General features: G+C 34.8%; 8 protein-coding genes. 7 read left to right on the top strand and 1 reads right to left on the bottom strand.

Translation table 11 applies throughout. The annotated features are described in order from the left end of the window. Window positions 1-135: 135 nt before the first annotated feature. A complete protein-coding gene (gldJ, locus tag HKP48_RS09540; protein WP_296345240.1) occupies window positions 136-1,809 on the bottom strand; it encodes a gliding motility lipoprotein GldJ in 1,674 nt (557 codons plus the stop codon). A 254-nt stretch (window positions 1,810-2,063) separates the two neighbouring features. Here gldJ and porU point away from each other — a divergent pair, with 254 nt between their 5' ends. The 7 genes from porU (at window position 2,064) to HKP48_RS09505 (ending at window position 12,269) form a co-directional block, all read left to right on the top strand. Further along, window positions 2,064-5,918, top strand: a complete 3,855-nt coding sequence (gene porU / locus HKP48_RS09535; RefSeq protein ID WP_296345238.1) for a type IX secretion system sortase PorU — start codon at window positions 2,064-2,066, stop codon at window positions 5,916-5,918. A 62-nt stretch (window positions 5,919-5,980) separates the two neighbouring features. Then, entirely contained in the window at window positions 5,981-7,180 is a 1,200-nt protein-coding gene (gene porV / locus HKP48_RS09530) for a type IX secretion system outer membrane channel protein PorV (protein WP_296345236.1), read from the top strand. A 78-nt stretch (window positions 7,181-7,258) separates the two neighbouring features. Beyond that, window positions 7,259-7,741, top strand: coding sequence for a cytidine deaminase (cdd, locus tag HKP48_RS09525; RefSeq protein ID WP_296345234.1), 483 nt, complete (start codon window positions 7,259-7,261; stop codon window positions 7,739-7,741). Between the two features lie 134 nt (window positions 7,742-7,875). After that, window positions 7,876-8,877: a pyruvate dehydrogenase (acetyl-transferring) E1 component subunit alpha gene (gene pdhA, locus HKP48_RS09520; protein WP_296345232.1), complete on the top strand. Its 1,002-nt coding sequence runs from the start codon at window positions 7,876-7,878 to the stop codon at window positions 8,875-8,877. 3 nt (window positions 8,878-8,880) lie between these two features. Next, entirely contained in the window at window positions 8,881-10,536 is a 1,656-nt protein-coding gene (locus tag HKP48_RS09515; RefSeq protein ID WP_296345230.1) for a pyruvate dehydrogenase complex dihydrolipoamide acetyltransferase, read from the top strand. A gap of 94 nt (window positions 10,537-10,630) precedes the next feature. Further along, on the top strand, window positions 10,631-11,593 hold the full coding sequence (locus tag HKP48_RS09510; protein WP_296345228.1) for a M28 family peptidase: 963 nt from the start codon (window positions 10,631-10,633) through the stop codon (window positions 11,591-11,593). Beyond that, entirely contained in the window at window positions 11,583-12,269 is a 687-nt protein-coding gene (locus HKP48_RS09505) for an SDR family oxidoreductase (RefSeq protein ID WP_296345226.1), read from the top strand. Before HKP48_RS09510 ends, HKP48_RS09505 begins: the two co-directional genes overlap by 11 nt. Window positions 12,270-12,313: the final 44 nt, after the last annotated feature.

The following is a 12,313-nucleotide window of genomic DNA, read 5'->3' as shown; positions in this document are numbered from 1 at the left end:
TTACTATTTCCTGTCGCTCAAATAATTCGAGGCTTTTGAAGTATTCTGTGAAATTTTGTGGTATCATGACTTTCGTTTTTACTAAAATACAACTTATTTAAGTCATATTATAGAATATAGCCTAATTAATTAAGATTAGTTACGTTTCTTTTTGTTTGATTTAGATTTAGAGCCTACTCTAGATACTGCGCATCTAAATCCGATATAGTCAGTAGCCATATCTTCAGGGAAGAATCTACGTTGTGCAGGGTCTATCCAATACACGCGGTCTCTCCAAGAGCCACCTTTAATAACTCTCGCCTCATCATTAATTAATGACGTTCTTCTAGCAGACTTGTCATAGTCTTTTATCATTTTACCACTAGCAGAGTCTCTATCAATTTTATGTTTTGGAGAATTATACATTTTACGAGTTTCGTCTCTATTTCCTAATTCATCATCATCAAAATTATCTCTGTAGTATCTTGAAGATTTTTGATCTCCATCTCTAAAGTTTCTATTGTCACTTCTGTCAAAGTTTGTTCTAAGGTAGGTTTCGTTTTCGTCTACAGGGATTTTTTTAATTTCTCCTGGAAGATTACGAGCTACTATTTTACCATTACTTAAGGTATCGTAAACTGTTTCTACAACAATTTTCACAGTACCATCATCATTAATAGCGTTTTTATAGTAGGTATTACCTCTAAAATAATTAAAGTCATTAAACTCATCATCTACAATTGGTCTATAGACATCAGCAACCCATTCTGCTACGTTACCAGCCATATCATATAATCCATGATCATTAGGAGCATAGAATTTTACTTCTTGGGTAATATCGGCACCATCATCTGACCAACCAGCAATACCACCGTAATCACCATCACTTTGTTTAAAGTTTGCTAATTGATCTCCTCGTCCAGATCTTTTACCAGAACGTGTATATTGTCCATCCCATGGATATTTTTTACGACCTCTGTAGATGTTATAGCTTCTTAATTCTGTCATACCTAAGGCTGCATATTCCCACTCAGCTTCGGTCGGAAGTCTAAATTTTACAGGGATAAGACCTGACTCACGTTTGGCATACACATTTATAGTATCTCCCAAAGCATTAACTTGAGCACGTTTTCTAGAGCGCACAGGATTAATGATTGAATTGTTACCACCATAGGTTTGTGTTGGTGCATTAATATATGTGTCTGTATTAAATGTGCTTTCAGCATCAGCCTTATATTGTGAGTCTCTTTCTAGGTAACCAGATTCTTGTAAAGACATCTCAGCAACTCTATCTGTTCTCCAACTTGCGTATTCAACGGCTTGTATCCAACTCACACCAACTACAGGGTAGTTTGCATAAGCAGGATGGCGAAGATAATTATCGGTCATCATTTCGTTATAACCTAAGCGATTTCTCCAAACCAAAGTATCTGGTAAGGCGCCTGTATAGATGTTAGAATATGTAGGGTCACTTGGAGGATATACACTTTTTAAATAGCCTAAATACATAAGGTAATTTAAATTAGTTACCTCAGACTCATCCATATAAAAAGATTGAACGTGTTGTTGTGATGGGCTATTATTCCAGTCGTGCATTGGGTCATCTTGTACTTTACCCATTGTAAAAGTTCCGCCTTCGACAAATACTGTTCCTGGAGGAGTCTCTTGTTCTTTAAAACTAGTGTTGTATTGAAAACCACCTTGCTTATCGTTTATAGCCCAACCAGTGGCGCTATCTACATTGCTGGAGTTGGATGAACGCTTACAACTAAAAGCAGTAAATATTAGGGCTGAGGCTGCTAATAATCTAAAATTCATAACGTATCTCATAAACTATCTATTAAGTAAGTTCTGTTTAATGGTCGTGCAATATAGCAATTAAAGAACAACTAACAACATTTTTTACCGATTAAGCACAAAAAATATGTATTTCATCCTGTTTTTTTGTCATTACAACGGATATATTGCTGATTTCACGATTTATTTTGAATATCAATAACGAGTTATAAAATAAATTATTGTTGTACTTTTGAAATAAAAATTGTGCATCTATAATAAGGTATAATCTTGTGCGTTTACTTACCATGAAAAAGAGCTCTACTATATTTTTTATTTTTTTATGTTTTTTTTCTTTTGCCCAACAAAAACAGTTTGTAATTAACTGGGACAGTGACAGGACACTTGAGGCTGGTTTTTCGAGTATTAAAGTGCCTTCTTTTGAATTTAATCACTTTAGTTACAGTACGGAAAAAGGACTAGTTTATTTTGCAGAATGGAAGGAATCATCATTGATTAATGAAAATTCTGCTAGATTGACAAATGTTGTTTATGAGCAAATGTCTAGAGCTGATTTGAAAGATTTAGAGGTTTCAAAAATTTCTTCGTATTTAACTTTTCAGCTAAAAAATATTTCTGCTAGAGGAAAATCTTCGGTCTTTTTCGAACTCAACCCTATTGTTAAAGATGATAGTAGATTTAAAAAAGTGGTTAGTTTTACAATCAATTACAGTACTAGCTCATCAAATAGAGCATCTACAACTTCATCTTTTTCAGCAATAACTAATTCTGTATTAGCTAATGGCGAATGGTATCGCTTTTATGTTGATACAACAGGAGTTCATAGACTATCAGCAAATTTTCTGAATCAATTGGGTGTTAATATCAATTCTATTAATCCAAGGAACATAAAGGTTTATGGTAATGGCGGTAATATGCTACCGTATCTTAATGCTGAAGATGTCTCGATTGATTTAACAGAAAACGCTATTAAGATTATTGGAGGAGAAGATGGAAGTTTTGATAGTCAAGATTATATTTTGTTCTATGCTAAAGGACCTCAGGGTTTCAATCAAGAACAAAATACTAATCTTAATTTGTATACAGATAAGACTTACTACTACATTAATATTAGCGGCGGAGATGGTAAACGTATTTCGGCAATAACTCAACCTGAAGCAGAACCAAATCTTATGATAGATAAATTTCAGCATTATGACTTTTATGAGGTCGATGATTTCAATTTGGTAAAAATAGGTAGAAGATGGTTTGGTGATAAGTTTGATGTAGTGACACAACGAAAGTATAATTTTGAAATACCGAATGTAGATACATCAACGCCTGTAAATGTGAGAATAGCTTTTGGCTCTGTGTCTGAATTGCCATCCTCAATGACAGTTACTATTAATGATAGCGATGTTTCAAATGTGAATTTTACAGCTATCAATCCTGACGCTTTTATTTTCGGAACAGGAGCTTTTCTTAACAGTAATGTTAATGTCTCTAGCGAAAATCTAGAAATTGATTTAGAGTATGATAATGGTGGTAATCCTATTGCTTCTGCTTATTTAGATTATATAAATGTTGAAGCTAAGCGTGAACTCGCTTATGCTGGCGGACAATTATTTTTTGAAAATGATGTGGTAGCTTCTGCTTCAGGAGTTGTACAGTATAATGTGTCAAATACTTCGGATGTTTCTGATATTTGGGATGTTACAGATATTTTTAATGTTCAATCTGTGGCTAATGAAGATGAAAATTCGGAATTTAGTTTCAAGACTAATGCGGGCCAGCTAAGAAAGTATGTGGCTTTTTCAATTTCGGATGTTCAAACCCCGAAACGTGACGCTAATAGTCAAGTGGCTAATCAGAATTTAAAAGGTACTATATTTTTAGACAACCAAGGTCAATTTAGAGACATAGATTACTTACTTATTACTCCTCAGTTGTTTTTAAGTCAGGCAGAACGTTTGGCGCAAATAAACCGAAATAAAAATAACCTCAATGTTAAGGTTATTACACTTCAAGAAATTTATAACGAATTTAGCTCCGGGAGCCAAGATATAGCGGCCATTCGTAATTTTGTTCGCTACGTCTATAACAATGCTAGTACTTCAGATAATAGAGTGAAATATGTAGGTCTTTTTGGTGACGCTTCTTACGATTATAAAGACAGATTAAATAACAATACCAATTTTGTGCCCTCATGGTTCTCTCTAAATGGTTTTAGTGTTACAAATTCACTTATTTCTGATGATTTTTATGGTATGATGGACGATAATGAAGGAACGTTGTCAACGTCTAATCGTTTAGATATAGCCGTAGGTCGTATGTTGGTAGATAGTCCTCAACGAACAAAAGAAGTGGTAGATAAAATCGAAGCCTACTACGCAGAAGAGTCCTATGGAAGCTGGAGGAATAACATCCTTTTGGTGTCAGATGACGTTGATCAGCCTTTTGAGCGAATATTGCAGCAAACTACGGATGATGTAGCAACAGATGTACGTGTGCAAAAACCATTTTTTAATTCTATAAAAATACACTCAGATGCGTTTCAGCAGCAATCTTCGTCTGGTGGCGACAGATATCCAGATGTCAATGATGCTTTTAAAAATGCTATAGATGTAGGCGTATTATTGGTTAATTATTTTGGTCACGGTGGCGAATTGGGCTTAGCAGAAGAACGTATTTTTGATATTAACGATGCTCAGACAATTAATAACAATTGCCGATTCAACTGTTTTGTAACAGTAACTTGTGAGTATACAAAATATGATAATCCAGATTTACAAACTGCAGGAGAGTTTACTTACTGGAATACAAAAGGAGGTGCCGTGGCATTAATTACAACTACGCGACAGGTATTTGTAGATGTAGGGACAGCATATAATGAAATTCTAGAAGATTATCTTTTCTCGTATGGCTCTAATGATTATACGTCTATGGCTGAGGCTTTGCGATTAACTAAATTAGATCCACAGATTGCAGGGAGTTCTCAAAACCGCTTGGTACATTTTATCGGCGATCCAGCAATGAAATTAGCAATACCAAAACCAAGTATTCGTCTAACTCAAATAAATGATACGCCTATTTCACAAACTACGGATGTTTTAGAAGCATTGGGTAGAGTAAAATTATCGGGTGAAGTTGTAGATGAAAGCGGTAATTTACTATCTAATTACAGCGGTATACTTACAGCAACCGTTTTTGATAAAGATACAGAGCGAAGTACATTAGCTAACGATAATGTGTCTGATGATAACGGATTAATTATTCTAGATTTTACCACTCTTGGTGAAATTATATTTAAAGGTCAAGCTACTATTACAAATGGTCAGTTTAATTTTAATTTCGTCGTGCCTAGAGACATTGGTATTCCTATTGGCACAGGCAAAGTTAGTTTTTATGCAAAAAGAAATAATGTTTTAGAAGACCAGACAGGTCATAGTTTTGATATTCAGGTAGGTGGAATTAACGAAAATGCAGAAGAAGATAATATAGGTCCAGTAATTAATCTTTTCATGAATGATGAAAACTTTGTTTCAGGAGGTATTACTAATGAGTCACCAACGCTGCTTGCAAAACTTCAAGATGAAAACGGCATAAATACGGCAAGTGGTATAGGTCATGATATTACAGCAATTTTAGACGGTGACGAGACCAATCCTTTTGTGTTAAATGATTATTACCAAGCCAATGTAGATGACTTTACAAGTGGTGCGGTAACGTTTGCTTTTAGAGACTTAGAGCCTGGTTTACACACATTAACATTTAAAGCCTGGGATGTCTATAATAATTCATCTGTTTCCGAAATCCAGTTCGAAGTTTTTAATAATAATGAAGTTTTGGTTATTGAAAATGTACTTAACTATCCAAATCCATTTGTAGATTATACGGAGTTTTGGTTTAACCATAACAGTAGTGATGTTCTAGATGTATCGGTGCAAATATTTACGGTTTCTGGTAAATTGGTAAAAACATTAAATGGGCAAACTAATACTTCAGGAAAATCTACAAGTACTTTATCTAGGGATATTGTTTGGGATGGTAGAGACGATTTCGGAGATAAAATAGGAAAAGGTGTATACATCTATATACTAAAAGTAAAATCTCAGCGTTTAAATAAGCAGATTGAAAAAATCGAAAAACTTGTAATACTATAATATTAAATTATATTTGTTAACATTTTTTTGGCAATTAATAACAGCTAAGTAAACCATCTTAAATGAAAAATATTTTAACTCTTATATTGGTTTTTGGAATCGTAAAGATGACTTTTTCTCAAGAGACTATCGTATTTCCGGACCAATCTTCAGTAATCACTACGGGAATTCCATTCATGCTTGTGGCTCCAGATGCGCGTTCAGCAGCTTTAGGAGATATGGGCGTAGCAACATCTGTAGATGGATTTTCACAGCAGTATAATCCTGCAAAGTATGCCTTCTCTGAAGCTAAATCTGGGTTTGGAATTAGCTTTACGCCATACTTAACGCGTTTAGTTAATGATATATCTATAAGTTACGCAACGTACTTTAACCGTTTAAATGAGTTTAGTGCCGTGTCTGCTAGTGTCAAATATTTTAGTCTTGGTGAAATTGTATTAACTCAAGACGCAACTACACCAGGTATTCCGGTAAAACCCAATGAATACGCGATTGATGTGGCATATTCTTTAAAGTTAGCTGATCAATTTTCAATGGCTGTTGGTTTAAGATATTTTCGTTCAGCACTGCGTATTGGTCAAGTAGACCCTAACGCAAATCCAGGTAGTTCTTTTGGTGCTGATATTACAGGGTATTATCAAAGTGAAGAAAATGCCTATAACGATTTTAATGGACGTTGGAGAGCTGGTTTTGCCATTCAAAATTTAGGACCTAAGTTTAGTTATGATGATGGTGGGCAAGATGTGTTTCAACCTACCAATTTGAGATTAGGTGGTGGATTCGATTTTATTTTCGACCAAAATAGTAAACTGGCGCTGACAGCTGAATTGGCTAAGCTTTTAGTGCCAACCCCTCCAGAATTAGGTTTTGTTGATACAGATGGTGATGGCGAACAAGATAGTGATGAGCCAACAATAATAACTGCTGGTCAAGATAGTGATGTAAGCTTCTTGTCAGGAGTTTTTCAATCATTTGGTGACGCTCCAGGAGGCTTTAGTGAAGAATTAAAAGAGTTTACTTATTCTTTAGGAGCAGAGTATACATATAATAACTCCTTCGCTCTCCGAGCAGGCTACTTCAATGAATCTGAAGAAAAAGGTGCACGAAAGTTTTTTGCTCTTGGTGCAGGTTTTAAATACACTACAATAAATTTAGATTTATCTTACTTATTTTCAGCCTCTCGAGTGCAGAGTCCTTTAGAAAATACTTTACGTTTCTCACTAACCTTTAATTTTGGAGATGGTGAGTATACCGAATATTAATCGTAAATTTTAAAATCAAAACAAAAAAACTATTGTCTTAGAGCAATAGTTTTTTTGTCTAGTTACATTTGATTTGGTATGAAAGAAGTTAAGATCGAAGCAGTATTAGTGGTTTATGATTCTTTAGAGAAACTACCTGAAGATATTCAAAAATTGATGCAATTGGCTGTAGAGGCTCGTAACACTGCTTATTCTCCATATTCAAAATTTAATGTAGGAGCTTCTATTCTATTAGACAACGGTGAAGTTGTATCTGGTAGCAATCAAGAAAATGCCTCTTATCCTTCAGGATTATGTGCTGAGCGTACTGCAATATTTTATGCAGGAGCAAAATACCCTAAAGCCAAAATGCTTAAAATGGCTTTAACGGCATCATCTCAAAATCAAGTTACCAATAAGCCAATCCCACCTTGTGGAGCTTGTAGACAGTCCATTGCGGAATATGAAATTAAGCAAAAGCAACCCATTGAAATCTATTTTATGGGAGCTAAAGGTAAAGTTGTAAAATCAAAATCTCTAGCTAATCTTTTGCCTTTAGTTTTCGAAAGTTCGGTACTGTAACGTTTTCGTATTTTTTTAACGACATAAACTACATTTTTTACAGCATAGTCTTTTTTGGTTATGTCTTAATATATTATTTTTGTTATTCGTCTTTATTATTCAAAGGAGGCGATTATTATTTATAAATAAAATAGATGAAAAAAGTAACAAAGGAAGTTTACCTTAAATGGTACGAAGACATGTATTTCTGGCGAAAGTTTGAAGACAAACTAGCAGCCGTTTACATTCAGCAAAAAGTAAGAGGTTTTCTTCATTTATATAATGGGCAAGAAGCAGTTTTAGCCGGAGCTTTACATGCTATGGATTTAACCAAAGATAAAATGATTACTGCTTATCGTAACCATGTTCAACCAATAGGTATGGGTGTAGACCCAAAACGTGTTATGGCAGAGCTTTATGGTAAAGCAACTGGCACATCTCAAGGTCTTGGAGGCTCAATGCATATTTTCTCTAAAGAACACCGTTTTTATGGAGGTCATGGTATTGTTGGTGGTCAAATTCCTTTAGGTGCAGGTATCGCTTTTGGTGATAAGTATCATGATGTAGATGCGGTGACTATTTGCTGTTTTGGTGATGGTGCTGCTCGTCAAGGGTCACTTCATGAGACATTCAATTTAGCGATGTTATGGAATTTACCAGTAGTATTTGTGTGTGAAAATAATGGCTACGCTATGGGAACTTCAGTAGAGCGCACAGCGAACCATACAGATATTTGGAAATTAGGATTAGGCTACGAAATGCCATGCGGACCAGTAGACGGTATGAATCCTGTAAAAGTTGCTGAGGCTTTTGATGAAGCAATTTCAAGAGCACGTAACGGCGGAGGACCAACATTTTTAGAAGTAAAAACGTACCGTTACAGAGGTCACTCAATGTCTGATGCACAACATTACAGAACTAAAGACGAGGTAGCAGAATACAAAAAAATAGACCCAATTAAGCAAGTAAAAGATATCATTCTTGAAAATGAATATGCAACCGAAGATGATATAAAAGCAATAGATAAACGCGTAAAAGCATTAGTTTCTGAATGTGAAAAATTTGCAGAAGATTCACCATATCCAGAAAAGAGTGTCATGTACGATTCTGTTTACGAGCAAGAAGATTATCCATTTATAGACCATAAAATTAAATAAGCTATGGCAGAAGTAATAAACATGCCACGACTAAGCGATACCATGGAAGAAGGTACCGTTGCTTCATGGCTAAAACAAGTTGGAGATAAAGTCGAAGAAGGCGATATTTTAGCCGAAATTGAAACCGATAAAGCGACCATGGAATTTGAATCCTTCAATGAAGGAACTCTATTGCATATTGGAATTCAAGAAGGAGAAACGGCAAAAGTAGATACGCTCTTAGCAATTATCGGAGATGAAGGTGAAGATATTTCAGGTCTTTTAAATGGTGAGTCATCTGAAGCTTCAGAAGAAGAAAGTAATGATAAACCTCAAGAAGATGAAAAAGAAACTTCAAATGAAGATTCTAGTTCATCTGATGAACTTCCACAAGGTGTAATCGTCGTGACTATGCCACGTTTAAGTGATACGATGGAAGAAGGAACAGTTGCATCATGGTTAAAGAGTGTTGGCGATGAAGTAGAAGAAGGTGATATTTTAGCTGAAATCGAAACCGATAAAGCGACGATGGAATTCGAATCTTTTAATGCGGGTACATTATTGCATATTGGTTTAGAAGAAGGCGACTCTGCAAAAGTAGACTCCCTATTGGCTATTATTGGTCCAGCCGGAACTGACGTTTCAAGTGTTGCCAAGAACTTCAAAGCTGACGAAACTTCTGAAACCAAGTCTGAAGAAAAACCAAAAGCTTCTGAACCAAAAAAAGAAGAGAAGCCTAAGACAGAAACTAGGAAAGAAGATAGAGCTGAAGAAAAAAAATCTTCAAATTCAGATTCTAAAGCAAATTCAAACACTATAGGAAGAGTATTCGCTTCGCCATTAGCTAAAAAAATGGCTGAAGAAAAAGGGATTAACCTTAGCCAAATTAACGGTTCTGGAGAAAACGGAAGAATTGTAAAAAGAGATATCGAAAACTTTACTCCAGCTACAGCAGGAGCATCGTCTGCACCAGTTGCTAAATTTGTGCCAACAGGTCAAGAAGACTTTGATGAGGTTGCAAATAGCAACATGCGAAAAGCAATCGCAAAAAACTTAGCAAAATCTAAATTTACAGCACCACACTATTATTTAAATGTGGAGTTTGATATGGATAATGCCATCGCTTTCCGTGCACAATATAACTCTATACCAGACACAAAAATTTCGTTTAACGATATGATTGTTAAGGCTTGTGCCTTGGCATTACGACAACATCCACAGGTCAATTCGCAATGGTTTGACGATAAAATGCGAATGAATAACCATGTGCATATTGGTGTTGCAGTCGCTGTACCAGATGGATTAGTCGTGCCAGTGGTTCGTTTTGCAAATGAGCAAAGCCTACCTCAAATAGGCGCTGCAGTCAAAGATTACGCTGGTCGTGCTAGAAATAAGAAACTAACCTTAGATGAAATGGAAGGCAGTACATTTACCATTTCAAATTTAGGAATGTTTGGTATCGAAAGTTTCACATCTATTATCAACCAGCCAAATTCTGCAATTTTATCTGTTGGAGCTATTGTTTCAAAACCAATAGTAAAAGAAGGACAAGTTGTAGCAGGAAACACAATGAAACTGACATTAGCCTGCGATCATAGAACGGTGGATGGTGCAACAGGAGCACAATTCCTTCAAACTTTAAAAGGATATATTGAGAACCCGGTGACAATGTTAGTGTAATTAATAGATCTAATCTAGACTATTAAAAATATAACCTGATTTGTACACATTACAAATCAGGTTTTTTTTATCTTTAAACTTGAATAATTTCAATATGAAAAAAATTAGCCTTCTATTATTAATTGCGTTAAGCGTATCAAACTGTAAAGCACAAAAGGAAGAAAAATCTATAACTATTACAACCGAGGAGGTTAAAGAAATAGTAACTTATTTAGCTTCCGATGAATTAAAAGGTCGAAATACAGGAACTGAAGGCATTGATGAGGCAGCTAGTTACATTCAGAAACAGCTTCAATCTTATAATATTAAGCCTTATTTTGAAGATTTTAAAGACGAATTTAAGTTTGTAAATAGGAGAGGTGATAGTATTACCGGATATAATGTTGTTGGTTATATAGAAGGTACGGATAAAAAACTTAAAGACGACTTTGTTGTTATTGGAGCTCACTATGACCATATTGGTTTTGGTAAAGCAGTGGAGAACGACTCAATAGCTAACGGAGCTAATGATAATGCTACAGGAACTTCAGCCGTAATGACAATCGCAAAATATTTTGCTGCAAAAAAGAATAATAAAAGAAGCCTAATTTTTGCTTTATTCTCTGCTGAGGAAATGGGATTGAGAGGTTCGGATGCTTTAGCTAAAAAACTAAAATCACAAGATATAGATTTATATACAATGGTTAATTTTGAAATGCTAGGTGTTCCTTTTAAAGATAGGGATTACGAGGTGTTTTTAACAGGTTTTGATAGATCTAATTTTGCTTTAAAATTCAATGAATATCAAACTACTAATTTCATTGGTTTTTCTGAAGTTTCAAAACAATACAGCCTGTTTAAGCGTTCAGATAATTATGCGTTTTTTCAAGAATTTAATGTGCCAAGCCATACCATTTCATCTTGTGACTTAACTAACTTTGATCACTACCATAAAGTTGGAGATGAAGCCGAAGAAATGAATTTTGAATTTATGAGCAGCATTATTAATAAAATGATTTCAGGCTTAGAAAAACTAGTAAACACTTCAACAAAAGAAATTGTTTTAAATGAAGAGTAAAAACATAATAATTACAGGGACAAGTAGAGGTATTGGTTTTGAGTTGGTAAAACTTTTCTCAAAAAACGGTCACAAAGTTTTAGCTTTATCAAGAAATGATAAGCCAATTTCTAGTCTAAACCTTGAGAAGGTCAACTCACTTGCCTTTGATTTATGTAATGAAGATGATTATAAGAATGTTGAAATTTTCATTAAAAACGAGTGGAAACATGTTGATGTTTTAATCAATAATGCGGGCATGTTACTCAACAAGCCTTTTACAGAGACTACATTCAGAGATTTTGCTAAAGTATACGAGACCAATGTTTTTGGAGTTTCAGAAATGACGCGAACTGTTTTACCATTTATGAAGAAAACAAGTCATGTAATAACCATTAGTTCTATGGGAGGTATTCAAGGAAGTATTAAGTTTCCTGGTCTAGCAGCATATAGCTCAAGCAAGGGAGCGGTTATTACTTTAACAGAGCTCTTAGCAGAGGAATACAAAGAAACCGGACCACAATTTAATGTATTAGCATTAGGAGCTGTGCAAACCGAAATGTTAGAAGAAGCATTTCCAGGATATGAAGCACCAATAACAGCCTTAGAAATGGCGGATTACATTTACGGCTTTTCTCTAAACGGAAATAAATTCTATAACGGAAAAGTGCTTCAAGTTTCTAATTCTACACCTTAAATATATAAAAGTTAAAATTTTGATTTTTGACTGATTATACAGGA

The sequence above is a fragment of the Winogradskyella sp. genome (genome assembly GCF_013042245.1).
GTDB lineage: Bacteria > Bacteroidota > Bacteroidia > Flavobacteriales > Flavobacteriaceae > Winogradskyella.
Note: the sequence above shows the minus strand (reverse complement) of the source record. Positions and strands in the feature narration are given on the sequence as shown.

Coding starts and splice junctions, on each gene's coding strand:
- HKP48_RS09515 (WP_296345230.1), top strand. CDS start 8,881: ATGGCAGAAGTAATAAACATGCCACGACTAAGCGATACCATGGAAGAA.
- HKP48_RS09510 (WP_296345228.1), top strand. CDS start 10,631: ATGAAAAAAATTAGCCTTCTATTATTAATTGCGTTAAGCGTATCAAAC.
- porU (WP_296345238.1), top strand. CDS start 2,064: ATGAAAAAGAGCTCTACTATATTTTTTATTTTTTTATGTTTTTTTTCT.
- porV (WP_296345236.1), top strand. CDS start 5,981: ATGAAAAATATTTTAACTCTTATATTGGTTTTTGGAATCGTAAAGATG.
- cdd (WP_296345234.1), top strand. CDS start 7,259: ATGAAAGAAGTTAAGATCGAAGCAGTATTAGTGGTTTATGATTCTTTA.
- HKP48_RS09505 (WP_296345226.1), top strand. CDS start 11,583: ATGAAGAGTAAAAACATAATAATTACAGGGACAAGTAGAGGTATTGGT.
- gldJ (WP_296345240.1), bottom strand. CDS start 1,809: ATGAGATACGTTATGAATTTTAGATTATTAGCAGCCTCAGCCCTAATA.
- pdhA (WP_296345232.1), top strand. CDS start 7,876: ATGAAAAAAGTAACAAAGGAAGTTTACCTTAAATGGTACGAAGACATG.